This window comes from Acinetobacter vivianii, from assembly GCF_014635885.1.
Classification (GTDB): Bacteria; Pseudomonadota; Gammaproteobacteria; order Pseudomonadales; family Moraxellaceae; genus Acinetobacter; species Acinetobacter vivianii.
The window spans coordinates 118,501-143,187 of sequence record NZ_BMDR01000002.1; the positions used below are offsets into that span (position 1 = coordinate 118,501).

The 24,687-nt window shown below is 41.6% G+C and carries 33 protein-coding genes and 1 other RNA gene; 4 read left to right on the top strand and 30 right to left on the bottom strand.

Annotated features, from left to right (window positions below; all coding sequences use genetic code 11):
- Positions 1 to 43 precede the first annotated feature (43 nt).
- From IEV36_RS04330 to IEV36_RS04450, 25 genes are all read right to left on the bottom strand, one after another.
- Positions 44 to 583 carry a formyltransferase family protein gene (locus IEV36_RS04330; protein ID WP_005259497.1) on the bottom strand — a complete coding sequence of 180 codons (540 nt, stop codon included), beginning with the start codon at positions 581 to 583 and terminating at the stop codon, positions 44 to 46.
- Positions 576 to 1,667, bottom strand: coding sequence for a GNAT family N-acetyltransferase (locus IEV36_RS04335; protein ID WP_005259495.1), 1,092 nt, complete (start codon positions 1,665 to 1,667; stop codon positions 576 to 578). Before IEV36_RS04335 ends, IEV36_RS04330 begins: the two co-directional genes overlap by 8 nt.
- Before the next feature lie 120 nt (positions 1,668 to 1,787).
- Complete coding sequence (locus IEV36_RS18940; RefSeq protein ID WP_081402416.1) at positions 1,788 to 1,973, bottom strand: Com family DNA-binding transcriptional regulator; 186 nt, start codon at positions 1,971 to 1,973, stop codon at positions 1,788 to 1,790.
- Between the two features lie 125 nt (positions 1,974 to 2,098).
- The gene (locus tag IEV36_RS04345) at positions 2,099 to 3,721 is read right to left on the bottom strand and encodes a hypothetical protein (RefSeq protein WP_005259491.1); all 1,623 of its coding nucleotides are present in this window, start codon (positions 3,719 to 3,721) and stop codon (positions 2,099 to 2,101) included.
- Entirely contained in the window at positions 3,718 to 4,263 is a 546-nt protein-coding gene (locus tag IEV36_RS04350; RefSeq protein WP_005259490.1) for a DUF3486 family protein, read from the bottom strand. The genes IEV36_RS04345 and IEV36_RS04350 overlap by 4 nt, the downstream gene beginning before the upstream one ends.
- Positions 4,264 to 4,265: 2 nt before the next feature.
- Positions 4,266 to 4,580 (bottom strand): hypothetical protein, encoded by a 315-nt coding sequence (locus IEV36_RS04355; protein WP_005259489.1) that lies wholly within the window; start codon positions 4,578 to 4,580, stop codon positions 4,266 to 4,268.
- Entirely contained in the window at positions 4,577 to 4,921 is a 345-nt protein-coding gene (locus tag IEV36_RS04360; protein ID WP_005259488.1) for a hypothetical protein, read from the bottom strand. Before IEV36_RS04360 ends, IEV36_RS04355 begins: the two co-directional genes overlap by 4 nt.
- Positions 4,918 to 5,484 carry a DUF7940 domain-containing protein gene (locus IEV36_RS18760; RefSeq protein ID WP_005259487.1) on the bottom strand — a complete coding sequence of 189 codons (567 nt, stop codon included), beginning with the start codon at positions 5,482 to 5,484 and terminating at the stop codon, positions 4,918 to 4,920. Before IEV36_RS18760 ends, IEV36_RS04360 begins: the two co-directional genes overlap by 4 nt.
- Before the next feature lie 2 nt (positions 5,485 to 5,486).
- Entirely contained in the window at positions 5,487 to 5,951 is a 465-nt protein-coding gene (locus IEV36_RS04370) for a D-Ala-D-Ala carboxypeptidase family metallohydrolase (RefSeq protein WP_005259486.1), read from the bottom strand.
- Between the two features lie 119 nt (positions 5,952 to 6,070).
- Positions 6,071 to 6,502, bottom strand: a complete 432-nt coding sequence (locus IEV36_RS04375) for a Mor transcription activator family protein (RefSeq protein WP_005259485.1) — start codon at positions 6,500 to 6,502, stop codon at positions 6,071 to 6,073.
- Positions 6,499 to 6,909 carry a gp16 family protein gene (locus tag IEV36_RS04380; protein WP_005259484.1) on the bottom strand — a complete coding sequence of 137 codons (411 nt, stop codon included), beginning with the start codon at positions 6,907 to 6,909 and terminating at the stop codon, positions 6,499 to 6,501. The genes IEV36_RS04375 and IEV36_RS04380 overlap by 4 nt, the downstream gene beginning before the upstream one ends.
- Positions 6,884 to 7,324: a hypothetical protein gene (locus tag IEV36_RS04385; RefSeq protein ID WP_005259483.1), complete on the bottom strand. Its 441-nt coding sequence runs from the start codon at positions 7,322 to 7,324 to the stop codon at positions 6,884 to 6,886. The genes IEV36_RS04380 and IEV36_RS04385 overlap by 26 nt, the downstream gene beginning before the upstream one ends.
- Positions 7,324 to 7,527: a hypothetical protein gene (locus IEV36_RS04390; protein ID WP_005259482.1), complete on the bottom strand. Its 204-nt coding sequence runs from the start codon at positions 7,525 to 7,527 to the stop codon at positions 7,324 to 7,326. The genes IEV36_RS04385 and IEV36_RS04390 overlap by 1 nt, the downstream gene beginning before the upstream one ends.
- Positions 7,521 to 7,799: a hypothetical protein gene (locus IEV36_RS04395; protein ID WP_227591680.1), complete on the bottom strand. Its 279-nt coding sequence runs from the start codon at positions 7,797 to 7,799 to the stop codon at positions 7,521 to 7,523. The genes IEV36_RS04390 and IEV36_RS04395 overlap by 7 nt, the downstream gene beginning before the upstream one ends.
- A 74-nt stretch (positions 7,800 to 7,873) precedes the next feature.
- Positions 7,874 to 8,038, bottom strand: a complete 165-nt coding sequence (locus IEV36_RS04400) for a hypothetical protein (RefSeq protein WP_005259480.1) — start codon at positions 8,036 to 8,038, stop codon at positions 7,874 to 7,876.
- Positions 8,039 to 8,041: 3 nt separating this feature from the next.
- Positions 8,042 to 8,108, bottom strand: an RNA gene (locus IEV36_RS04405) — hammerhead ribozyme type II.
- Positions 8,109 to 8,342 carry a hypothetical protein gene (locus IEV36_RS04410; protein ID WP_005259479.1) on the bottom strand — a complete coding sequence of 78 codons (234 nt, stop codon included), beginning with the start codon at positions 8,340 to 8,342 and terminating at the stop codon, positions 8,109 to 8,111. It abuts the RNA gene before it with no gap.
- Positions 8,343 to 8,357: 15 nt separating this feature from the next.
- On the bottom strand, positions 8,358 to 8,978 hold the full coding sequence (locus tag IEV36_RS04415; RefSeq protein ID WP_005259478.1) for a DUF3164 family protein: 621 nt from the start codon (positions 8,976 to 8,978) through the stop codon (positions 8,358 to 8,360).
- On the bottom strand, positions 8,975 to 9,313 hold the full coding sequence (locus tag IEV36_RS04420) for a hypothetical protein (RefSeq protein WP_005259475.1): 339 nt from the start codon (positions 9,311 to 9,313) through the stop codon (positions 8,975 to 8,977). Before IEV36_RS04420 ends, IEV36_RS04415 begins: the two co-directional genes overlap by 4 nt.
- Positions 9,310 to 9,672: a hypothetical protein gene (locus IEV36_RS04425; RefSeq protein WP_005259474.1), complete on the bottom strand. Its 363-nt coding sequence runs from the start codon at positions 9,670 to 9,672 to the stop codon at positions 9,310 to 9,312. The genes IEV36_RS04420 and IEV36_RS04425 overlap by 4 nt, the downstream gene beginning before the upstream one ends.
- A complete protein-coding gene (locus IEV36_RS04430) occupies positions 9,638 to 9,883 on the bottom strand; it encodes a hypothetical protein (protein WP_005259473.1) in 246 nt (81 codons plus the stop codon). Before IEV36_RS04430 ends, IEV36_RS04425 begins: the two co-directional genes overlap by 35 nt.
- Positions 9,876 to 10,550 carry a hypothetical protein gene (locus IEV36_RS04435; protein ID WP_005259472.1) on the bottom strand — a complete coding sequence of 225 codons (675 nt, stop codon included), beginning with the start codon at positions 10,548 to 10,550 and terminating at the stop codon, positions 9,876 to 9,878. The genes IEV36_RS04430 and IEV36_RS04435 overlap by 8 nt, the downstream gene beginning before the upstream one ends.
- 18 nt (positions 10,551 to 10,568) lie before the next feature.
- Entirely contained in the window at positions 10,569 to 11,309 is a 741-nt protein-coding gene (locus IEV36_RS04440; protein ID WP_005259471.1) for an AAA family ATPase, read from the bottom strand.
- Between the two features lie 54 nt (positions 11,310 to 11,363).
- Complete coding sequence (locus tag IEV36_RS04445; protein WP_005259470.1) at positions 11,364 to 13,532, bottom strand: Mu transposase C-terminal domain-containing protein; 2,169 nt, start codon at positions 13,530 to 13,532, stop codon at positions 11,364 to 11,366.
- Complete coding sequence (locus IEV36_RS04450) at positions 13,529 to 13,804, bottom strand: helix-turn-helix domain-containing protein (RefSeq protein ID WP_005259469.1); 276 nt, start codon at positions 13,802 to 13,804, stop codon at positions 13,529 to 13,531. Before IEV36_RS04450 ends, IEV36_RS04445 begins: the two co-directional genes overlap by 4 nt.
- A gap of 149 nt (positions 13,805 to 13,953) precedes the next feature.
- On the opposite strand from IEV36_RS04450, the gene IEV36_RS04455 reads away from it, so the two are divergent.
- Positions 13,954 to 14,688 (top strand): hypothetical protein, encoded by a 735-nt coding sequence (locus IEV36_RS04455; protein ID WP_005259468.1) that lies wholly within the window; start codon positions 13,954 to 13,956, stop codon positions 14,686 to 14,688.
- Position 14,689: 1 nt separating this feature from the next.
- Complete coding sequence (locus IEV36_RS04460) at positions 14,690 to 14,878, top strand: hypothetical protein (protein ID WP_005259467.1); 189 nt, start codon at positions 14,690 to 14,692, stop codon at positions 14,876 to 14,878.
- A 267-nt stretch (positions 14,879 to 15,145) separates the two neighbouring features.
- Here the strand turns inward: IEV36_RS04460 and IEV36_RS04465 are convergent, their stop codons facing one another.
- The 3 genes from IEV36_RS04465 to IEV36_RS04475 all read right to left on the bottom strand — a co-directional run bounded on the left by IEV36_RS04465 (position 15,146) and on the right by IEV36_RS04475 (position 19,577).
- The gene (locus IEV36_RS04465) at positions 15,146 to 16,927 is read right to left on the bottom strand and encodes an acyl-CoA dehydrogenase C-terminal domain-containing protein (protein WP_005259466.1); all 1,782 of its coding nucleotides are present in this window, start codon (positions 16,925 to 16,927) and stop codon (positions 15,146 to 15,148) included.
- A 162-nt stretch (positions 16,928 to 17,089) separates the two neighbouring features.
- Positions 17,090 to 18,892 carry an acyl-CoA dehydrogenase C-terminal domain-containing protein gene (locus IEV36_RS04470; protein ID WP_004775488.1) on the bottom strand — a complete coding sequence of 601 codons (1,803 nt, stop codon included), beginning with the start codon at positions 18,890 to 18,892 and terminating at the stop codon, positions 17,090 to 17,092.
- 310 nt (positions 18,893 to 19,202) lie between these two features.
- Entirely contained in the window at positions 19,203 to 19,577 is a 375-nt protein-coding gene (locus IEV36_RS04475; protein ID WP_005259465.1) for a hypothetical protein, read from the bottom strand.
- Positions 19,578 to 19,708: 131 nt separating this feature from the next.
- Here IEV36_RS04475 and baeS point away from each other — a divergent pair, with 131 nt between their 5' ends.
- Positions 19,709 to 21,379 carry a sensor histidine kinase efflux regulator BaeS gene (baeS, locus tag IEV36_RS04480; RefSeq protein WP_004775486.1) on the top strand — a complete coding sequence of 557 codons (1,671 nt, stop codon included), beginning with the start codon at positions 19,709 to 19,711 and terminating at the stop codon, positions 21,377 to 21,379.
- 45 nt (positions 21,380 to 21,424) lie between these two features.
- On the top strand, positions 21,425 to 22,111 hold the full coding sequence (locus IEV36_RS04485) for a response regulator (protein ID WP_004775485.1): 687 nt from the start codon (positions 21,425 to 21,427) through the stop codon (positions 22,109 to 22,111).
- 408 nt (positions 22,112 to 22,519) lie between these two features.
- Here the strand turns inward: IEV36_RS04485 and IEV36_RS04490 are convergent, their stop codons facing one another.
- Together IEV36_RS04490 and IEV36_RS04495 are read right to left on the bottom strand one after the other, a co-directional pair.
- Positions 22,520 to 23,101 carry a L,D-transpeptidase family protein gene (locus tag IEV36_RS04490; RefSeq protein ID WP_005259464.1) on the bottom strand — a complete coding sequence of 194 codons (582 nt, stop codon included), beginning with the start codon at positions 23,099 to 23,101 and terminating at the stop codon, positions 22,520 to 22,522.
- A gap of 74 nt (positions 23,102 to 23,175) precedes the next feature.
- Positions 23,176 to 24,618, bottom strand: a complete 1,443-nt coding sequence (locus IEV36_RS04495; protein ID WP_004775466.1) for a protein adenylyltransferase SelO — start codon at positions 24,616 to 24,618, stop codon at positions 23,176 to 23,178.
- Positions 24,619 to 24,687: the final 69 nt, after the last annotated feature.

The following is a 24,687-nucleotide window of genomic DNA, read 5'->3' on the forward strand; positions in this document are numbered from 1 at the left end:
ACAATTCGAATCATGCTTAATGGTGAATAGATAGGGTACTAAATTACATTGGAAGTGCTTCCTTAACTTGCAGGTTAATTAATAGCTCCCGAAACATATTTAGGGCCATTGGAGCAAGTTTATTTATCCATAAACTTTGGGCTGTATCTTGAGAGCCAATCATACAAGTTTGCTGAAATAAGACTTGTCCCGTATCCCAGCCGTCATCAAGTAAAAATATACTTCCTCCTGTTTCATTTTCACCCGCATTGATGGCATCTTGAATCGCATTTTTTCCTTTATAGCTTGGCAACAAGCTTGGATGAAAACCTATTGCGCCGAGTTTACATTTCTGTCTTGCTTCAGCGGCGATATAACAATGCGTATGAGCGCAAAGAATTAAATCAATATCATCAGGCACGTCCTTAGCATCTAATCGCTTAGGCGCGATTCTAACGGGAATATCAAAGCCTTTTGCGGTCTTAGCTAAACGGTCATCATGAGAGGGGGGAGCTACCGCCGCCACTTCATAACTTTCATCCATACAGAGCAAAAGTATTTGCTCGGCTAACCATTTCTGGCCTACAACCATTACTTTAATCATGGTAATTGCTCCCCAAAAATCTAAAGCCCTGTACGGCCCGCCAATGTCCACCATATTTAGCGTTACCGTTTAGTGCTTTGGATGCGGTGTCACCAATCAAGCGGCCACTAATTTGTGTCCATTTTGGGTCTCGACGCAATGCGGATGCTAGGCCAGGATGGGAAGTATGAAATATTGTGCGCATGGGTTTCTCATAACGATTTTCACCTTGCAGCCACATTTCCGAAACTGCATTTAAAAATCTCATACCGACACCAGCACCTTGCCATTCAGGTAAAACAACTAATCTGCAAGATCGGGCCTCGATAAGTCCTGGTCTTGTAGATACAGCCAAATGAGCTACCAGCTCTCCATTTACAGCAGCGACATAGTTTGTTGCAGCTATCATGTGAGGCATTTTCAAATAATGATGCTTTTCAAAAAAAGGCCAATATTTCCAGTTTGTTTGGAAGATTTCCATTTTGAAATGAGGTCTTCGCCTTTCCGACCTCCCGTAAAATTGGCCCGTATTGGTATCAAATACCCAATCTGGTTCTAGCCAATCAAGCACATCATAATGGCATGTAGCAAGCACGGCTTGGCCGTTGGTTCGCTTCCAAGCTTTAGCAAATGCTCCAGCACCTATACAAGCGATCTGGCGATCCACTACGGATGAAAACTCATCAATAATTAACCGTTCAGGTGCTTCACATACAGCGCGGGCAAGGTTAGCTCTGAATTGCTCACCGTTGCTTAAAACATGATAAGGGCGCAACCAGGCGGGGACAGTACCTAAGCCCACAGCGGATAGGGCAGCAGGCACACTTTCAAATGGTTGATCTGGTGTAATGTCATCAATGATTGCCTTATCAATTGACCAATCTGGAGAATAGATATTTACATTCTCCCAAATGCGTTTTGCAATACTGGTTTTACCAGTACCACTTGCCCCGACGATCACACCTATTTTCCAGCCTGTGTCCTCGATAGGTAAGTCGGCTTGAATAGAAACGTCAGCGCCAGATTCGACATTAAACAAGCTCTTTACACGCGCTGCACGATAGCTTTCAAAATCTTTGCATGAATGATGAATATCTATTTTCATAAAGACAGCACCTTACATTTAAGTCCTTTAGACTTATTTTTTTCATAGATGGCTTGTTGATGTTTTTCATCTTTGCAATGAATTAAAACGCCCCACTGAGGCTTATATTTATAGCCATTTTTAGCGGGGGCTTTTGGGTTTAGGCTTGTCATTATGACACTCCGAAAGTTGCTCTAGGCAATCTAGCGGGGCGTTCTGGACGCTCAAAGAATTGATTGATTTACAACGTGAACATTTAATTTCTAAAGAAATATAAGTCCCTTTGGCTAAAAGCCGACCACATGATCGGCAATTAATAAGCTGCATGTTAGAACCTTGTGCAAAAGCGTTAGAATTTTTGATAGCCTAACGTTGCTTTGTACAGAGCAACGGGGCTGCGCTTGAGACACCTAGATTGTCAAGGGAGGCTATATTTGTGTCAGCAAATATAGTCACCCCGTTCTAAACAGCTTAAATCCAAAGATAAAAAGTAAAAATGGAATTATTTCCACAAATATAATCTGTGACCAAAGTCCTTCGCCCAAGTCCCAAAAGTCATCATCATCCATTGTTTCAAGTTCTTCAGCAGTTGGAATTGCCTTGAACTCGATTGGTGCTTCAGGGTGGCAAGTTGCATAGTCAGCAAGTAAATGAGCGATTCCACTATCACCGTGACGATCTTTATTATTGCTATTCGATCCTGTAGCTGGGATGCGGGCGACACCATTGATCATTACGAAAGCGCGGTGATCTTCGAGAATATCTTGATCTGCTGGCATATTGATAATGTCCCCATCTTCAAGCGAAGCCTTGAAATGAGGCGTATTGAGCCTATACCAACTTTCAGTTAATGAAATGGCCTCAATGCGGTCACTGTAAATTACTTGCATGGCTTCCGCTAAATAGCCGCCATTACCTCCAGCATCGTGCGCGCCTTTACAAAAATGGGGGAGCATCTTAACGATGAGTTTTAAAAATTCTTCCTGTTGTTTGTATGGCGTTTTAAACATTTCAAAAACAAAAGGACATGACTTTCTTGAGTTCTTATCCTCGGTCAAAATCCACATTGAGCAGGCATTTTTTTTACGTGCGAAATCCAGCCCATAAAAGTTTTTGCTTGTTGGATCAATTTTTTCAAGAAGCGGCTTTAGATGTTCATTAAAGAACTCTTTTACTTCCGTGTTACGAGTATCTTCTTTAATCTGGTCAAAGTTGTCCCATCCTTCAGGCGGATAGAATCTAATAACTGGAATGGACGCGTCTTTCCTATTGTCTAGTAGTGATTGGCTTAACCATTTGCCACCGCCACGACTAGGAATAACGTCTAATTCCTCATTTGCCCCATCACCATAGAAAGCATAAATTTCATCAACCCATTCTTTCTCGACGTCAGGATCATATTCAATGTTTTTCCGTAAACAAACTCGCTTATAAAGGCCTTGTTGAACGGCTTCACTAAATGTTGTTCGGTGTACTGTGCCTTTACGTTTACCCGCCCTAATCTCTTGGATCAACGTATTAAAAGGATTATCTTCGCCATCATGGGTACTAATAATTCTAACTTTACCGCCCCAAATTAAGAACGCCATTGCGGCCTTAATCAATTCATCTAAATCATCATGGAAGGCAGCCTCATCTATGACCAAGATGCCTTGACGGCCACGTAAGTTCGAAGGGCGGCTTGTAAGCGCCTCAATACGCAGATTAGATTTAGGGAAACGGATAATAAACGTTTGAATCTGTTTATCCCCATCCTCCCAAATACCGTCCTCAATCTCAGCAGCGGCTAAGTCGTAGGCTCTTGCCCACATAGCGCACGCCTGGATAAATTCCACAGTCATATCTTTGTTGTAGCCAACATAATAGATATTCTGCCCCCCAGCTTCGGGAGAGGTTGAGGCGATTAAGGCCACGTCTGCGGCCTCGGCCCATGTAAGGCCGATACGACGAGATTTTTCAGCTACTTTTAACGGACTCTCATCCGCAACCCAATCCTGCTGATACGGCAATAAGACCGCAGGAGCGCGGCTAAAATCAGGCAATAAATCAGCTAAAGGAGTAGGGTTCATTGTCATTTTTTAGTGATCCCCAAAATTTTTGAACGAATCTCATCCGCTGACTCTTGAGATAAGCCGCCTTTTTTAACGATATTTTCAACAGCTTTAGCAGCAGCTTCGACTTTGTCTCTAACTTCCAGCTCCCATTTTTTCTGATTTACAGAAGCTTTTGAAATTTCCGCAACGCCTTTACTAACTTTTGATAACAACTTTAGACGTTCTTCAGGTGGCATTTCGTCATTCAATTCTTGTAAAGAAATAAAACACTCGAAATAGCCAGATTGAACCATTGAAAGCATGGCAGAGTTTAGGGCCTCACCGTCATCTTTGATGGCATCTTTAAATAATAAAGCTGCCTGAGTGCTGGCCGTAATTGCTGAAAGTTTTTGTTCTAATTTTTGGCCGTATCTGTGGATGCTAGATTTACCAATGTTATAGCCACGTTCAGCAAGAATGGCTGCAATTTCTTCATAGCCATTAAAGCCACAGTCCATGAAACGACGATCAAGCCACTGCTTATCTTCGGGATTTAATGAGTCGATTGCAGATTCACGCGCCATAGTTAATTACCTTCCCAATACTTTGCAGGACGTGCAATACCTGGCGGGCATTCTGTCGTGTATTCAACCACGTCAATGCCTTCACTGTTTAATTTGCTATTCCAGTGACCATCTGGTTTACGATCAATTTCAACCAGTTTTTTATTTTGCAAATATTCAAGCTGGCTATGTAATTCCACAACCGTAGTACGCGGGTAAAGGGCATTTACAACATCCAATAAAATGGCATCCGAGCAACCAATTGGACGCGCTCTGTTTAATGAAATAAGTAAAAGCCAGCGTGTACCTTCTCGTCGTGCTTTATCTAAGTCACTCACTTTAAAACCCCTTGTCTGATTTGAACTGTTTCCAGTTTTGAGGCCACGCTATCTAACTTGGCTTCAATGATTGATTGGCTACGAACAAAGTCGTCTCTATGCACATAGTTTTTAGGTAGACTGACTTCGAACTGGTGAAACTTCCGTTCAAGTTCTCGTAAATCGTCTTGGCTTTTTTCATTTTGTTTAGACACCCGCTCAATGCGTTCATTGGTGGCCGCAAAATTGTGCTGAAGGTTCGCATTGATCTGCGAACCCAGCATTTTGAACATAGTGAAAAATGCACCAATGATTGCTGTAACAATCAGAAAAACATGGTACGGCTCAAGGGTAAGGGTCATGCACCCCCCTTATCTTCTGGAAGGGGTTCTAAAGAGGTAGGCTTACTTTGATTAACAAAGCGGAAAGCGAAGCCCATGACAGCCAATAAGGCCGTAATTTGTGGCTGTGTTGAGCCAGGAAGTAACTGCAATAATTCGGGTGGAATACCGTATAACTGGATATATCCAATTAATGCAAATAACCATGTGGAAATCCATTTCCACCCGTGTTTCCAATTTGGAACTAAGAAGCCTGTTTTTAAAGTCTCTCCTTGAACCATAGCTATTTGATTTGTTGATTCTTTAGCCTCAAGTTCCGACTTTAATTTTGTGATTGATTTTTGATGCTTTACAGCCTGTTCAAGCAGTTTAGCGTCTTTCTCTTTAATTTGAGGCTTATAAAGGCCCTCAGTATCTTTTACGCCAGTGCTATAGCCGTCTTTCCATGAGTAATCGAGTTTGCCGCTTTGCTCGTTATATAGATTACTAATTAAGCCCGACATATGCTTATTTTCAGCAATGTGTTTTTCCACCCGTTTAAGTTGTAACAGAGGGCGAATAGGACGTTTAATTTTTTTAGCCATGATTATTTGATCCCGTTAGAATACTGAGTGACACCATGAACTTTTTTAGCGGTTAAAACTTGTCCGCGTTGCTCGCCTGATTGATTCTTAAACCCGATGTGAACCCATTGATCGAACTCAAGAATGATTTGATCAAACTTAATTCCACGTTTAGGCAACTCTTTGGCAAGAAATTTTGCTACCGCTGCGGGTTCACCAAAAGAAGGGGAAATAAAATCAATTGCATAGCCGACACAGTGAGCCGAGGTTTTACTTCCGCCAACAGCTCTGTTAACGGAAGGGGAACGGTATCCAGAACTGATCAACATTGGTTTATTCAATGCGTCGCGCACGGGTTGAAATAACTCATGGCATGCAGTGATTAAATTTGCTCGATGATCTACAGAAGGGGTGTTATCCAGCCCTTTACGAACAGCAGTATTACTATGTAATAATTCTGCAATTGTGAAATTCTTCGTAACTTGCATTTTTATAAAAACTCATATTTATCGTTTGATTATTATTTGAGCCTTTTGATAAATTATTTATTGGAACAATTTCCAAAAATAAACCGCCTATAAAGGCGGTATTTTTTGACTTACTCAGCTTATGAGAAAAAATCAAGTTGGTTTGTTTTCGGTTTTTTACTTTCATCTTTATCTAACATTTTCTTTCTAACGTTTCTAACCCAACGGGCAGTAACTTTGTACTTTTTGGCTATTTGATCTTGTATATCGGTTGATGCTCCTAATTCGTTTAAATCTTGTTTGATACGCTCATCACGCAATAAGCCTATATAGCGGTCAGACTTTGGAATATAAACAGTATCACCATTCCAGAACTGACATAATTTAATCAAGTTATTAAATCCTAATAACTCTGCAAGCTCATGATCTTCTTTAATGGTTTTCAATGGGGGAAACTTATAATCTGTCCCACCGAATTGATTAATCAAAGTCATAGCTGTGCGATAGTCTGTTAACTGAATAATAATCCTTAAATTCTCTGGTAGTTTGTCAAGAAACTCATCATGTTTCATTTTGAAGCGCTCCTTTTTTTATTTATTTCTAAAGCAGCAACTATCTTCCAAAGCTCATATTCAGTACAAAATTGAACCTGGTCTTTTTTAAACATATTACGCGCGCATCCGTGAGCGTAATTCCAATGTTTGCCGCTATCAGCAAGCAAGGCTTCAATTTTATCAATAAGCTGTTGTTTGGTAAGTGCTGCTTTAGGCTTTTGCCCGAACTCTGGTTTAGAAAAACCCAGTGTTTCCATGTGCTTTAAAACCTTTACCAATTCATCATCGGTCATGTCTTTAGCAGATCGCTTGCCAGCGACCTGCTCAAGCAAGTCTCGATAAGTTTCTTCATCGAGTCCGAGCTTGTTTTTACCCATGTGAATTGCAGCAATACGGCTTTTACGCAATTTTGCTAAGACTTTCACGAGCCGTTGACTCCTTAATTAATTCGATAGAATCACTAACTTTAAGCAAATGGTTTAAAGCTGCTCGCGACGTATTAAAGAAAGGCCAGGGTCTTTCTATAACCTCATCAAGATCGGGAAATTCTTTATAAGCTCTACGTTTTCCATAGAGCTTAATAATTTTCTGTTTTTTTAATGGGGAATATCTATTTTTCCTTTTGACAGGCAAATATTTTGTGAATGGATAATCTTCAGGTTTGGTAAACCATTTGCCCTCAAGTTTATCGTTAACATAAATTCCGACAATCAGTTTTAATTCAAAACGTTCAAGTGCCAGGCTGATTTTAAATTCATCACATTTTAAATTTACCGTTTTAAGCTGTGAATTAAGCTGCTCAAGCACAAACGCTTTATCTTCTTTTGATAGGGTAGCCATTAGATCACCTTCATTGCCGCTTGTATTAATCCACCTAAGCCCGCTACAGCTAAAACAATTGCCACCCCAGCTTTAGCCGCATAAGCTCGTTTTTCAAATACAGTTAAGCCGTTATTTTTAAGAGCGACTAAATCAGTTTTAGCCTCATTAAAACAGGCAACCACACCAATAAAAAACACAACGAAATACGCAATAATTAACATTGAGGTTTCTCCTTTGGAATTTGAAATGAAAATACCAGCTTCCAAATTTGTTTAACTGCTTCGCACATGATTTTGCAATCATCTTCCTCATAGCAAAATGAATTAACAAAAGTTCCGAAATCAGGCGTATAGAATCCTTTCTCCTTACACCATTCGAAATAATCATTTGCAACTCGAATAGCTTTAAGCTGGAAAGCCCGTGTAGCTTTTTGATGGTGTATCTCAGAACGGCCTTCTAAAATCTTGCGAACTTCCTGATCTGTAAGCCTCATAGTCTTCACGCTACTTCTCCCAAACTTTCCACCACTTCAGGCGGTAAATTTTCTAAATCTTCAATTTTGATCATCTATTCTGTTTCCTTAACTTGAATTTCAACCATGCGATAGATTTTTCCTTTAGCTTCAAAAGGTTCTTTTTTTTCAGCCCGTTGGTAATAGGTACTTAAACAACTGGAATATCCAACAAGATAAAAAACAATAGAAACTACAACGCATAATAAAAAAGTTTGCATAAGACCTCGCTGCTCGTCAGTACCAGCCCACGACGGCTGGCAGACACAGGCATTTGCCTGTGTTTCGCTTTTATCGAAGGATATTCATTGCTGATTGAATGGCTAATGGACGGGCAGTATTCTTAGCGATACATTCATTATTTTTATTGAGAACGTGATATTCGTAATACCCGCTGAGGTTAAATACATGCTCAACACGTAGGTCATTCTCAATTAAAAAATCAAAGGCGTTTGCGCTCTCGCTCTTTGACCGCGTCTCACGGATCAATCGTCTAAAAGCTTGGGTAGTGGCTGAGGTTCCCATAAGTTCTCCTTTGCTTTACACGTTGGCAAAATCAAGAGAAATAGGCTGATAGACACCTTTATCATCACGTTCATAAAATCGAACGTAATCTTTACTATCGGTCACGATGATGCTGTCACTTATGGCTTTCATAGCTCGCACCCATTTGTCGTCTTCAATTTGCAAACGACGTAGGCCAAGCACTCGACCAGTAGAGATTTTCCCTTCGCGGTCAACTTGGAAGGCATCATTAATTAGAGCCTTAACGTTATCGTTAGAATCGGCAGCCCATAACTGAATGCATTCATCAATTAGGGCCTTAGCAGCTTGTAAACGTTCATCAAAACGAATGTAGTCTTGGCATTGACGGATGATCTTGTAACGGCCATCAAAGCTATAAAGCGTTACGTTGCCTTTTTTGCCCCCGATAACAACATCATATTGCTCGGCTGAAAGTTCAATAAAGGCTGCAATATCAGCAAATACCAATTCTTTAAACTCGCGCAAAATCGACTGTTTTTCTCGTGCTGCATTAATCAGTCGTTCCACTAAATCACTGCGTTCAATATCAATTGCTTTGATTTGAGTGATAGGAACTAAACGGCCTCGAATATCTTGGCGGTATCCTTCTGGAATATGGTTTACAGCGTGGTTCATTGCGTTAATTCCTTCTTAATTTGCCCCTGTTCTACAAGGCGTTGAATCATGTTGGTTACTGCACAACGGGTACGTGAAATCGCTTTAGCAATTTCGTTATGGGTAATCCCAGCGTTGTGCATTTCAATTGCCGTTTTAACTTGTGTTGTAGTCCAATGTGATTTAGTTGATTCAATTAGCCCGTGAGTACGCAGATACTCCTTTTTCGCTCTAATTGCGCTGGTAGTACGGCCCATTGATTCAGCAATTTTTTCTACCGTGTCTCCTGCCTTATGCATTACGACTAGGTCATTCAGTTCTTTAGTTGTCCAAGACTTAAACTTTTTGTCGGTCACTTTTTCACCCTTTTGTTAATACCTACTTCACATCCCTGGCAAGCTCGCCAATGGCGCATCTCGGAAGGGTTCTGTGTTGGTGCATCTCTTGTCTCAAACACTCTGCATTCGGTTGGACTAATCGACTTTTCAAGGAATGGGCAATTAACTTGCCCAAGCACTTGTAAAACTTTCTTTTCTAACTTCTCCGTACTGCCTATATATTTGTCTCTTAAAGCGAGTGACAGGCTAGGACGGGCATATCCAATTTCATCAGCAACTTTTTGAATGCTTTTAAGTTCAGTAATCCGTTCATTTACTAACTGTTTCCAAAGCGGTAGAGGGTCAGTAGCAAGCTGTTTGCAAGATAGTTTTTGCATACCAAAGCCCCCCGTACATCGCGACAATGAGAAGAACTAAAATTGCAATAAACCAGCGGTAAAACTGCTTGCTGTGAAAGAGTTCTTGTTCAGCTAGTCTTGTACGTGTACGTTGATGATCCAACTCAGCAACAAGACGAGCGCGGTCACCATGTTGATAGGTCACAGGGTTTACTGTTGCTGGCGTTTCAAATTTGATTGCGTTATTCATTTTTTAATTCCTCATCCTTCGACAGGCCGTATTTGCGTTCTTCTTCCAGAATCGGCGTGTCTTGAAACATAATTTTGTTTAAGTTGTAGTCAAAAACTTGGACTGCTCGACGTATAGAGGGCGGTTTAACGCCAGTATTCATGTTCGGCTTTAATTGATACTTTGCTTGCCCATTTTTGCGGTATGTCGATTGCTTCGTAATGCGCACATAGCCAGCATCAAGCAACGCTTTTAAAAATAACGATGCAGAACCACTTTTAACTTCAAGGGTGTCAGTGCTAGATACCTTCGCAATTTCATCTGCTGTGAAGGCATGGCCCGTGATTCTTAGCGTGTTCCATATCGCTTGGTGGGCAGACATTTCCTGAACAATCTCGCCATTTTTACGCACCATTGGCGCGGTATAACCGACATCATTAATCAGCTTGTAAAAGATCGTCTGAATCGCTTTAGAGCGACCTTCTACTTGCTCTCTACGTGTTTCCTGGATAAATCCAGCCAGTTCTAAAGATTTGATATAGTCATGAGCACTCGCATATTTCATTTTCGCTTCTTCACAGACAGCTTTAGCTGTAAATTCAGCGGCGCTTTTGCGAATAGCAGTCCATAGACGCTGACGTGGTGCGGCGTATGGAGCTTGTTTAACTGCTTTTACATGAGTGTTCATCTGTTCAATAATCCGTTATCAAAATGTGCGAGGCTTCGGGCTTTCGCCCGTTAAGAAGCCATGATGTAAAACATGTTTAAAGTTTTTAGTGGTGATGAGGTCTATGCCTTCTTCTAGGGCAAGCTCATTCATCATTTCTAGGTTGCTTGAGACACGACGGGTCGAACCTTTAACAGCCGCTATAAGCTGCTCAAGGATTGGCTGTTCAATTTGAATGTCTGGCGCATAGATTTCTTTAAGAAGTAGGCAATCATTCAGATCGGTTGGAAGCGCACCAGCCCAATTCAAAACTCGCCCGTGAAAACGTTCCCATTTTTCTAATTTTTTCGGTAGTAATTCTTCACCGATAACCAGAATAGTGCCTTGTGATGCCTCGTATAAGTCACGGACAATTTCAACCTTCGAGCTATTCACCAAGTGATCAAATTCATCCACAATTAATGGCTTTCGTGTCTTTGCAAGCTCTGCACTTGCCAGCTCCATCATTTCATTTAAGGTTGTTGGAACGGGGATAGACATCTCGCGTAATACGGCTTGCAGGAATGATTTCCGCGTATAAGTTGACTTAACTTGCACGTAAAACGCGCCTGTCATAGTTGCAACGTGATTAGCTGCAAATGACTTACCATAACCGCTAGGCCCGTATAACCCCGCCAGTCCTGGAAGGTTAGGATTGCGCTCCAAAGTCCGAACTACAGCGTCGTAGCACTGAGCAATGTTACGAGTCTTTGCAATGCCGTTATTGACAGAAATATTCATTTAATACATCCTTAATTTGTTCAAAGTCATCACTTTAGTTTTGCGCCAACAAGACTAAAGGCCATTGGATAAACGCAGTTGCTCAGTAGATTCAATGTGCTGTTGCAACTGCTTATCTTCATTACATAAAAGCTTGAATTTCTTCGATTGTTGGAATAACTCCCAAAACTTTCTATCCTCCTGGGTTAGCGCTTCTCCTGTTAAAATTTGTTGATCTAAACGCATCCATCTAGTGATTTTGTCATCGGCCTGTTGTTCACCTTGTTCATCTGGAATGAGATGTTTCACATCGAAAATTTGCTTTTCTTGGCGAACGGGTAAAGCATCCATTTCCGCAAATATTTGATCCGCAGATCGACGTAACGGGAAATTGATAACGCTTTGTTGCTCAATATGTTCAATAACTTGTTGAGGGTTTAGTTCTGCAACAGCTTCCGCTTGCTTAACAGCTAATCTGCGTAGACGGCCTGTAGCTCGTTGTTCACGCGCTTTCTCGACAACCGTTTTAGGGAAGTAATCACGTTTATTGTCATTCCACACTGCAACGCAAATAAGCCTGCCGTCTAAGTCACGTACAGTTACTCGTTCGGCGCAATGTATGTCATAGCCGACCTGCACAATTTCATTGTGATATTGCTCAAGATCGCGGTGAAAATAACGGTTGCTGAATAACTCGATTTCTCCGCGACGCACTTTTCGTTCTTCAGTTGGTCTAAAGAAGTTTTCAATATCCCAATTGTCAACGCGGTCAATAGGGCACTCGTTGTCTACAGCTACCGACCACGCTTCCAACGGTGTCATGTGACGCGTTTTCATAGTTGCTGGGTCAGTAATACGCTTTAGACTGCTATGAGGTTTGTTGTTATAAGCTTCGACAATGCCTGCCGCGTAGTTCACAAAATCAGTCCAAGCCATCAAGCTTTTAGCTTGACCGAACTTAATGATTTCAGATCGCGTCAATTTATGAGATTTTGTCCCTGCTTCCGCGTCCATGTCTTTACCCATATAAGTAGGTAAATTTTTGGCTGCTTTAACCCATAACGTTCTGTGACTACGTTCGATGATCCCTTTGGCTTGAGAGTTGTAAGGTAAAGCGTGAGTAACGGTCACATTTAAGCGACTTAAAATCCCGTTAGCTCTACCTTTCAGCAGTTCATTTTTATAGCCTGAGCCGTTATCAACATAGAAGATTGCAGGAATTCCGCATTCAGTAGCGCTCATGCGGATAGCATCAAGCACAGCCCATTTATTCTCTGATAGGTCTATTGACCAGCCGACAATTCGGCGAGTAGCAACATCAATAATTGATGTGATTTCAGGTCTAAAAGGCTTGCCATGAATAGGGTGAGCTACTTCCGCATCGAAACAGTGACCGTCTGCTGTATAAACATCGGTAGCCAATAAACTCTCAGTATCACGACGAATAAAAGGCTTGATGTTCTTTAATTCACGTGTACCCATACGGCCCCTCTGTAACTCTACTTTGCCGACTTTTTCATTTAAGAAACGGTAAGCCTGGGAGTAAGTCGGACATTCAGTCTTGCCGTCTAAATAGTTTGGAAGTAGTTCCAAAGCGGCAGTTAATGTCGGTTTCTGTGGTTGTCCCCAAACTTTAAGTAAGGCACTTGCCCAAGCTGGAATAGTGGTAACGCGTTGTTTAGGTGCGAGAACGCTTAACAAATTAATTTTGTGTTTCTCAGCATCTTCAACAGCTTTCATCCATTCAAAAATAGAGCGGCGGCCTATTGTTCTTTCTTCTCCAGCTTTAGCATTCGCTTTACGAACAGCCGTTTGAATATCTTCAGGCAAACTTTTAGCGGCAGCTTGTTCGATAAACATTTCGACTGCTTTAGTTTTTTTAATACCATTGAGAATATTTCCCTGGATAAAACGAACTACGAACAAACGGTTCTCAGCTACTTCACGCTGCCAGTTCAATAAGTCATTAGCGTTTGGCAAACTACTGTCAGCTACAACAACCTCTAATTTTTGTTCGTAATTAGGAGACGTTAGAATTTCGCTTTTCATCTGCTTTAGAACTATTTGTTGATTTAATTCATCATTTAGTTCGTATTCCTTTCTAATTCCACCTTTCCCTCTACTAGCAACTTCTCTATACTTGAATTGCTTGTTTAGGACGTATTTTTCTAATCCTCGGCGGGTCGTTGGTAAACCTGGCAATTCAAGTGCTTGTAAATCAGCAATGCTGTAATAGGCTTTCATTTACATTCACTCTTGCGATAACGTGGATAAATACGCTTGTTATCTTTCGTCCAACGGTCTGGAAATAGCTCATATAAAGGCTTTTCAAGAAAGTTAGAAATAACTAGCTCTGCTTCTAAAGTTGGCTTAATCAAAGCGCTTCTTATAGAAGATTCAGGCATTTTGTGATCACGTGCGAGCGCGGACAGGCTTTTACCTTTACGGCAAATTTCTGCTTTAATCGCATGTTTATCCCAAATTTGTTCGCTTGGGTTGGTTGCTATAGCACCCATAAGAACTCCATAACCTGTGCCTTTAAGGCTTTTTTTTAAATCGTTAGAATCAACGTTTGTTGAATCTAACGCTAGATTAATTCGTAATTAGTTCGTTGTAAATAGTTCGTAATTGAATTTACGAACAAATTTAAGGGTGTTTCTATCAAATGACTGATAATAAAAGCAATTTAGTTGTTCGTTATTCGGATTTTAATTTTGATGAATGTTCGCAATTCAAAGAATTTAATTACGAACAAGAAATGACACCAATTCAAAAGCGGATGTATTTCCTTCAGGTGCATAGCAAGATGCCAAGAGGTGAAAAAGAGTCCCTATATAGTTGGACTGGTAGAGTGGGGCTTTCTAGGTCAACAGCATTTGGAATTTTCAACAAAGGCAATGGAACAATGCATAATTCCGTTGCCAGTAAAATTGCTACGGCTACTGGTGCGGATGAAATCTGGATTCAGAATGGTGTAGGAGAGCCTTACAGCGCTTCTATTGCGAACGTTAGTGCTGAGTCTAGCCAGGATAATAAAATCGAATCTGAAGGCTTAACAATTACTACAGCGATTGATAAAGCTAAATTGCAACAAGCATTTGAAACTACCGAACAAGCATTACATGATCAGCATAAGAGTATGAAGCCTGACGCAAAGGCCGAGTTTATTGTGATGTTGTACACAGCTTTGACAGATTCTCATACACAGAATTTTGATAAAAAGCTATTAAATACAGCAATTTATTTAGTAGAGAACGAGCTGTCTAGTCAGCGACGCACTATGTCGCAGGACAAGAAAACCTTGTTGATTATTGCCATTTACACATTGTATATTGACAACGCTTCGAACGTAGAAGCACTGGAACTTTCAATTAAAAATCTTATAAGGAGTGCTGCTTAATATGCCTGATTCAAACATCCTCAAATTTTTTAATCAAAATACAGAGGAACAAGAAACGCAACGTACATCGTTAAAAGTGGAATTTAATGGAGTTAAGATAGAAATGGACGTTTATGGTAGTGATATTTCAGGAATTAATAATTTTTTAGAGTCATGCTTAAAGACAGTGTCTTTAAATCTCCCTGGCTAGTGCAAAATAAATAATAAATAAATTTATACATCGACGAATATTAGAAATTTAGTGCAGAAAAAAGGGCAAAGTAAAAAAATTCGCTTTGCCCTTTAAAAATCTGCCGAAACCATTAAGCCTCAAGCATTCCATCCCACCTCATCCCGAAACTTCCCAGGTCATCCCATCTTCTTGTAGTGCAGAATCAATTAGAAAGTCACATTTTATTATAGGCATAAAAAAACTGCCTCAACCTAGATTGAGGCAGTTTTTATGATTGAATGCGACTTAAGCTTGATTGGTGAAGTAATCTTCGCTGAAGTTCATGATCAAGTCAGGACCTGCTTTGATTTTCGCTAAACGTGCATCTAATTCAGGCAAGATACGATCTACAAAGTATTGCGCTAATGCAATTTTGTTTTGGTAGAAATCACCAGATTTGTCTTTTGCAGCAGCCGCAATTTTTGCGAACATATAAGCAAAGCTGAGTAAACCCACAGCATGTAGGTAATCAACCGCAGCTGAGTTCGGGAACTCTGCATTTTCAGCTGCTTGTTCAATGATGAACTGGGTGATCGCTTCAATTTCAGTTGCAGCGTCAAGAGTTGCATCTTTAATAAAGTTTAAATCCGTATCTAGATCATTGGCAAAGTCACGGATCTCTGTGATGTATTCTGCGATGAATGCACCACCACATTTAATGGTTTTACGACCAATTAAATCTTGAGATTGAACGCCGTTGGTCCCTTCGTAAATTTGAGCAATACGAAGATCACGGATACATTGTTCCATGCCCCATTCACGGATATAACCATGACCACCGAAGACCATTTGCGCATCTAAAGTCGCTTGGAAAGCAGTGTCAGTGAGGTAAGCTTTTGCGATTGGTGTTAAAAGTGCAACGCGGTCGTTGGCTTTCTTCACGGCTTCAGCATCAGTTGAGAATTTAGTGATGTCGAGCTGTTGACCAACATACACCGCAAATGCACGAGATGCTTCGTTGTTGGCACGTACATTGAGCAACATACGACGTACATCACCATGCACTAAAATGCTGTCTGCTGGTTTGTTTGGAGATTGAACGCCAGATGCGCTACGACCCTGTAAACGGTCAGTCGCGTATTGTGCCGCATTTTGATAAGCAAATTCAGAAGCACCGAGACCTTGGATACCCATTGATAAACGTTCGTAGTTCATCATCACGAACATCGCAGCAAGACCTTCGTTTTCTTTACCGACAAGATAACCTTTGGCACCGTCAAAGTTCATCACGCAAGTTGCAGATGCCTTGATTCCCATCTTGTGCTCGATTGAGCCTGGACCAACAGGGTTACGCTCGCCCAAAGAACCATCTTCATTCACTAGGAATTTCGGTACGATAAATAATGAAATGCCACGTGAACCCGCAGGTGCATTAGGAGTTTTTGCAAGTACCAAGTGAATAATGTTTTCAGCTAGATCGTTGTCACCACCCGTGATGAAGATTTTCGTACCAGTAATGTTATACGTACCATCTTCATTCGGCTCAGCTTTAGTTTTGATAATCCCTAAATCTGTACCTGCATGTGGCTCGGTTAAGCACATCGTACCTGACCATTCACCCGAATAGATTTTAGGTAAATACGTTTCTTTTTGCTCTTGTGATGCATAGCTGTTTAAAGCCATACCTGCACCCACAGAAAGAAGCGGGTAGAGCATGAATGATGGATTGGTTGCGAATAGCATTTCATCAGACAGTACAGTCAGCATTTTTGGCATGGCCTGACCGCCCCATTCTTCGTCTGCACCTAAGCCGATCCAGCCGCCTTCAGCGTATTGACGGAATGCTTCTTTAAAACCTGCTGGGGTGAAAACTTCACCATTTTCCCAACGTGCGCCTTCTTCATCACCCGTACGGTTTAACGGATGTGTCACGTTTTGGGCAAACTTCGCCATTTCTTCTAAAATTGCTTCAGCTGTTGCAGCATCTACATGAGCCAGGTTTTCATTCGCCTGCCAAAATTGTTCTGCTTTAAATACATCATTTAAGATGAATTTCATGTCTGCTAGAGGAGCATTGTAAATTGGCATAATCGTTCCTTTCTACGCACAGCGTCATGTGCAAAATGATCAAATAAAACGAACAAATAAATTGAATCGTATAAATTTAGCATTGATTAAACAAAAAAAGGACGGTCAAAACTGACCAGTCCTTTTTCTGTGATGAACGTTGCATCTCATTCTAAACTATGTTTAGAAAGCGAAGTGTTCCGCATCAAGTTCAAACAATGGAGCAACGCCAGTTGAAAGTACGTCTACATGCGAACGAACACGTGGCAAGATCTTCTTGAAGTAGAAGCGAGCAGTCGTCACTTTTGCATTGTAGAAGTCAACATCAGTTGTACCTTCAGCCAATTTCTCTTGCGCAACAAGTGCCATACGTGCCCATAAGTAAGCAAGCGTTACATAGCCAGAGAAGTATAGGTAGTCAACCGCAGCTGCACCAACTTCATCAGGATTTTGCATTGCACGCATACCAATTTGCATGGTGATATCGCCCCATTCTTTGTTTGCAGCAGCCAATGGCGCAACGAATTCTTGCATCGCCGCATTGTCTTTGTTTGCTTCAACAAATTTATGGATGATCTTGGTGAAGTCTTTCAACATTGCACCTTGAGTTTGCAATACTTTACGACCTAACAAGTCAAGCGCTTGAATCTCGGTTGTTCCTTCGTATAGGCAAGCGATACGTGTATCACGTACGATTTGCTCCATACCGTGTTCAGAAATGAAGCCGTGACCACCAAAGACTTGTACACCGTGCTTCGCAGATTCAGAACCAGTTTCTGTTAAGAATGCTTTTGCAATTGGTGTTAACAAAGACAAGATGTTGTCAGCAAACTTACGCTCTTCTTCAGTTTCGCCTTTTTCAACGATGTCTGCATATTGAGCCAATAAGTAAACCAGTGCACGACCACCTTCAGCAAAAGACTTTTGCGTTAAAAGCATGTTGCGAACAGCAGGGTGAACGATAATAGGATCAGCTTCTTTTTCAGGGGCTTTAGGGCCAGAAAGCGAACGCATTGCTAAACGGTCTTTCGCATACGCCAAAGCACCTTGGAAAGAAGATTCAGATGCAGATAAACCTTGAACCGCAGTACCGATACGCGCAGTGTTCATGAAGGTGAACATGCAATTTAAGCCACGGTTTTCAGGGCCAATCAAGTAACCTTTTGCTTGGTCGAAGTTAATCACACAAGTCGCGTTACCATGGATCCCCATTTTGTGTTCGATTGAACCACAACGTACGGCATTACGCTCACCGACAGAACCGTCAGCATTCACGTGGAATTTAGGTACGATGAATAATGAAATGCCTTTGGTACCTTTTGGCGCGCCCGGTAAACGTGCAAGTACGATATGGATGATGTTTTCAGCCATGTCGTGTTCACCAGCAGAGATAAAGATTTTCTCGCCAGAGATTGCATAGCTGCCATCAGCATTTGGTTCAGCTTTAGAACGGATGATACCTAAGTCAGAACCTGCATGAGATTCAGTCAAGCACATCGTACCTGTCCAAACACCTGAAACAAGGTTTGGTAAGTAGGTATTTTTTTGCTCATCAGAACCGTGGTGTTCTAAAGTACGCACAGCACCATGAGAAAGGCCAGGGTACATACCCCATGACCAGTTTGCAGTACCCACCATTTCAGAGATTGCGATCCCTAAAGAGTTTGGTAATGCCTGACCGCCAAACTCTTCATCAGCAGAAAGAGACGGGAAGCCAAGTTCGATATATTTTTGATACGCTTCTTTAAAGCCTGTCGGGGTAGTAACAACACCGTCGTTCCAAGTACAACCTTCGCGGTCGCCCACTTGGTTTAAAGGAGAAAGTTCGTTCTCGCAGAAATCAGCCGCTGCTTCTAAGTATTGATCAACCAATTCACGGCTTACAGTGTCTTGAAATGCAGGAAGTTTTGCGTAATGTGCTTCAGCATTTAATAATTCGTGCAATACGAACTGCATATCACGTAAGGGTGCTTTGTATTGTGGCATAGCGGGTTCCTCAATACTGGTTAAACCAGAGTTATAATCTTAGTCAATGATAAATGTGCCCAAGAGCACCATTTTGTACCGCTAATCGTGCAACAAGTTATAGTTCGGTACAAGCTTTTGCAGGTCATTTCTTAGTGACTGCTAAGTCAAAGTTTGTTGGTCAGCCTGCTTAAGCGCTTAGATTGTAGGTGGTTTTCCAGCATTTGAGTGAAACTGTTCATGTAAAATCGTAAGCAGCTGTGTAAATGAAAAATCAATCATTTAACGCATAAAAAAAGGCGCTTTGAAAGCGCCTGAGAGGAGAGGGTGATTATGTTGTTGGATTCGCTTGACGCTTGAATTGTGATTTGTCTGGTGTAAAACGAACTTCACAGGTGCCTTCAATCACACGTTTATTCCATTGAACGTTCACGCGTTCTCCGATACGTTTACCTTGACATGCCTGTTCGATCTGAGCGCGTTGTGCCTGATGTTCCTGACGCATTTGTTCGCGTTGTTCTGAACGCTGTTCACGTTTCGCTTGCCATTCAGCACGCTGTTCAGGGGTAAGCGGTGCGCGTTGCATATTGTGACGATGGTGGTCACGATTCATTGACTGTTCTGCTGGCGTGGTCGACTGACAGGCAGCCAAACCTAAAACAGAACCGAGTAAGGTGGTCATCAATACAATTTTTGTCTTGTTCATTGTTTTATCCAGCATAAGCAGTTGTGATTTGATGATTAAAGATTAGATAATAAAGATGAAGAAACAATGGAGAGTTTTTTTGAACCATGTTGGTTACAATCCATAAATAGAACACTATTGAGATTAAGCTTTTGAATGTTCGTCGTGTCCCTTTAGCCTTACGCCTGTTTTTAACGGTATTACTGACCACCTTACTGATCGCTACGATCAGCTTAGGTGTTTTGCACTGGACGATGCAAAAGAACTTTGCACGCTATGTGGCCGATGTCGAAATGCAGAAACTGGATCGGCTCATTGCCAACTTAGGCAATGTCTATACCGTTTATCACGACTGGGGCAATGCTATTCAGGCGCAGATCTTGCAAATCGAGGGCACCGCAGCGCCAGATGACTACGACCGGCTATCTCAATGGTGGTTACGCCGTCAGTATGATATCGCTTTGCAGCAACGTTATTTTAATGACCATACTTTATTGAGTCTTTCGCCGACTTTGGCGCAAAATAATGTTGAGATGAGAAATCGTCAGATATTTAATGATGAAGAACTCAAAATTCTGAAGCAGAATTTACCTTCCGAATATCAACCCTTTGAAGGATTACGTTTTCCGCTCAGTCCAAGTCAGTTCCGTTTAAAGAAAGATGATAAAGACGATAAACAGGAGCATAAGTTAAATACGCCTGTTGAGCATGGTAAAAAGCGTTTTGTCTCAATTCCAGATCGTTTAGGTTTGAGTTCGCGTTTATCTTTATATGATGAAAATCAGCAGTTTATTGTTGGTGAGCCCGCAACGGACCAAATCTCGTTTCGTCCGATTATTGTGGATGAACGGGTGGTAGGCTATCTGGGATTAAAACCTGTACTTGATCAGGATGATGCATCCAGTATTAACTTCTTTAGTAATCAAAAACGTTATTTGCTTTTAGTCTATGCATTAACCGTGCTGTCTAGTTTGATTGCAGCATTGCTAATGGCGACCTATTTTAAAAAGCCAATTCAGCGCCTGTTAAAAGCAACGCTAGAATTAACGCGGGGTAACTATCAGCATCAGGTTAAGATCAGACGTAATGATGAGCTAGGTGATTTGTCTAATCAGATCAACCATTTGGCTGATATTTTGCACCATCATGAAGAATCACGCCGTCAATGGGTATCCGATACTTCACATGAGCTGAAAACGCCATTGGCTGTGTTGCAGGCACAAATCGAAGCGATGCAGGATGGGATTCGTAAAGCCACACCTGAACACCTTGCGGCCATGATGCGTCAGGTGAGCAGTTTGAAAAAATTAACTCAGGATCTGGCAGATCTGGCTCAGGCCGATGCACAACAGTTGAAATGCTATTTTGCTGAAGTTAATCCGTGGGATGTGGTTCTGCAAGAAGTCGAAAATTTCAGATCAACCTTTGAGCAAAATCAGCTAGACGTCAGCTTGTCTGGTGAAGGGGCTTTACTCTCCTTAGATCGTGATCGTTTTAAACAAATTATTGTCAATTTGCTTGGGAACTGTGTTCGTTATACTGAACAAGGTGGAAAAATACAGATTCATACTCAACAAAACGAGCAACAATGGATATTGTATGTAGATGACAGCCCATTGGGGATGAATGATGAGCAGCTGGCCCGTCTGGGTGAACGTTTCTACCGTGTCGATGATTCACGTACACGTAGTACAGGCGGTACAGGGTTAGGTTTGGCTTTATCATGTAAACTGGCACAAGCTTTAGGTGGTTCACTGACTTTCGATCATTCACCATTAGGTGGATTACGTTGTGTACTGACTTTCCCAAAACAAAATACGTAACTTTTAGATCCTCTCTGGTTGAGGATGATGGATAGGATGAAGACCATGAAACATATCATGTTGGTTGAAGATGAGGTTGAACTGGCACAGTTGGTTCGTGATTATTTAGAAGCTGCTGGTTTTGAAGTCAGTATGTTCCATGATGGTCAAGATGCTTTTACCCAGTTCCAGCAACGTAAACCAAGCTTGATGATTCTGGATTTGATGGTGCCGCGTATGGACGGTTTAACCATCTGCCGTAAAGTACGTGAGCAGTCTGATCTGCCGATCATCATGGTGACGGCACGTACTGAGGAAATTGACCGTGTTTTAGGTTTAAATATGGGAGCAGATGACTATATCTGTAAGCCTTTTAGTCCAAAAGAATTGGTTGCCCGTGTCCAAGCTGTTTTGCGCCGTTTAGAACGTAAAGCGGAACCGGAACAAAACGATTTATTCCGTATCGATAAAGCTCAGCAACGGATTTGGTATCAACAAAAAGCATTGACCTTGACGCCAACCGAATTCCGTTTATTGGAGCTGTTTTTAGAACATCTTGGACAGGTCTATTCACGTGCACAGTTGCTTGATCATATCAATCCAGACAGCTTTGATGTGGCAGACCGTGTGATTGATAGCCATATTAAAAACCTGCGTCGTAAGATTTCAGAGGCGGCTGATACGGGTAATCGTCATGAATGGATTCAAGCGGTATATGGCGTGGGTTATCGTTTTGAATATCCAGATGAGTAATCAGCTTTAATTGATCTGTGGTGGCTCATATCCAAGAAAATATGGAACAGTTTCTATAGATAAACTCGTCTCTTTTCCTTCGTATAGAGAGGCTGATATGAGATAAGTTTTGATGAGGATAAAGGGTAGAGCACTGCAAAAAGTTTTATCCTGTGGATAACCACAGCGTTATCCACAGAAAATGTGGATAGTTTCTTATAGGTTTTGTAGAAATTATCTTCTTTTCCCGTTTTAAGTGAACCATCACTGGATTCTGCTATAAATAAGATTACATTACTTTACAATCACTTGTGATGAGCTGGATTGCTGGAATGAGATTATTTCTGGATTAGAAACTTATCCCCTGAATAAGCCTTGCTCGGTTTGATCACCGCCTTTATCCGCAAACTCGCCTGAGCGCTATCCCTATTATGGGTGAATGATAATCGGCGTATGATCAGCAACCAGTTGCCATATTTCGTCTATATCCGAGTTGGTCACCGCGATACAGCCTAAGGTCCAGTCTTTGCGTGGCATATAGCGCGCACTTGCAGCAAATGAGGTGGCACGTGTCGGAACCGTACCATGAATCATGACATCGCCACCCGCAGAACGATTATGTTGTTGGGCATAGGTCGTATCAGTTTTATTGGGGTAGGAGATGTGCAATGACTTATAGTAAGCGCTTTGTGGATTGCGCCAATCAATCGAATAAGTTCCCTCAGGTGTTTTGCCATCACCTTCAAACTGTTTATGTCCAATCGGATTAAAGCCCAAACGCATTGGATAGCTGCGAATGACTTCCTGTTGATGTTTTAATTGCAAAATACGCTGACTCTTAAAGACTTCAATTGAGGTCACGGGTTTATTTTGTTTGAGCTGCTGTATTTCTTCGGTTGAAAGCGGCGTATGTGTTGCTGCAAATGTTGGGATGAACTTGCCATACTGATAAAAAGCTAGTGCCAATAAAATGATTAAAACAACACATCCAGCAATCAATCCAGTTTTCATTATTTTCTTCTTTTAAAAATAAGTAACTCACTTGAGCCTTAATAGCGACCCAAGTGAATCACAACGAATCAAAATTAAGATGAACAGCTCACCATTACCTCTGGTACATCACTTGGTAAAGGTGCCGTATCTGCTTCAGTTTCCAGATCAGGCTGTTTTTGATAGGGCTGATTCAACAGCTTAAATAAACGATCAACTTCACTAAAATCACCACGTTCAGCCTGCTCAATGGCTTTCTGCGCCATATGATTGCGCAGGACATATTGTGGATTGATCTGTTGCATCTGCTGGTCTAATTCATCGGTATCCTGATGTTGACGGATATTCTGGTAATGCGTCAGGAAATCATCGAACTGCTGGACATGAATACAGTCATCTCTTAAAGCTTTGTAATCTTGTTGTTGTAGACGAATAAAGCTTTGAGTGTAATCCAGTTGCTCGGTTTGCAAAATTCTCAAGAAGGCAAAGCTGCAATCCAGACTATCTTTATGGAAATGCGGTAATCCCATTTTTTGACATAAGCCCTGACCATAATGTTGCAAAAAGGTGGGTTCAAATTTTTCTAGGCAAGTTGCCAGATCCAGTTTGAACTGTTCTTTGTCTTCGGTCGATGCTAATGGAATCAGATTGTTCAGCCATGTCCAAAGATTCCAGTGTCCAATACTTGGCTGGTTCTGATAAGTATAACGACCCTGATAATCGGAATGGTTGTTAATCCAGTTTGGACGGAAACGTTCCATAAAACCGTAAGGGCCAAAGTCCAGTGTTGAACCTGTAATATTAAGATTATCGGTATTCATCACCCCATGTGCAAAACCCACCAGTTGCCATTTGGCAATCATGATGGCTGTACGCTCAATCACGGCTTCAGCAAACGCTAGAATTGGATTTTCAGCTTCAAGACATTCTGGATAATGCCATTCGATGCATTTTTGTGTAAATTCAGCCAAGAGTTCAGGAGAGTATTGATTGATCCATTCAAAATGTCCCAAACGAATATGACATTCAGACGTGCGCAATAACATTGCACCCAGCTCTAGGGTTTCCCGTTGTACGCCCTGAGTTGAGCTGGTAAAACCGACTGCGTGACTTGATGCAATGCCCAAAGCATTTAACGCATGTCCAGCGAGATATTCACGAATTACCGAACGCAGCACAGCACGACCATCGCCCATACGTGAGTAGGGAGTAGAGCCTGCACCTTTCAGATGTAGATCAATTGTTTCGCCGTGTTTATTCAGGATTTGTCCGATGAGCAAACCTCGACCATCACCGAGTTGTCCTGCCCATTGTCCAAACTGATGCCCTGCATAGACCATGGCAAGCGGTGGAAATTCAGCAAAGGTTTTTTGTCCACTACAGATTTCAACCCAGTTGGCTTTATCTTCTTCGCTCCACTGCAACTCATCCGCTAAGGCTTCATTGAAATGGCCTGCTTTGGCACCACGCAACGGACTCGGCTGTTGCTGATGATAAAGCTTCGGATTTAAAGAATCATAGCGAGAATTGAATTGCATAACTGAAACATCATGGTGAGCTGAATCATGACTATAGCAAATTAACGGATGTAATGGGGAAGGGTAAAA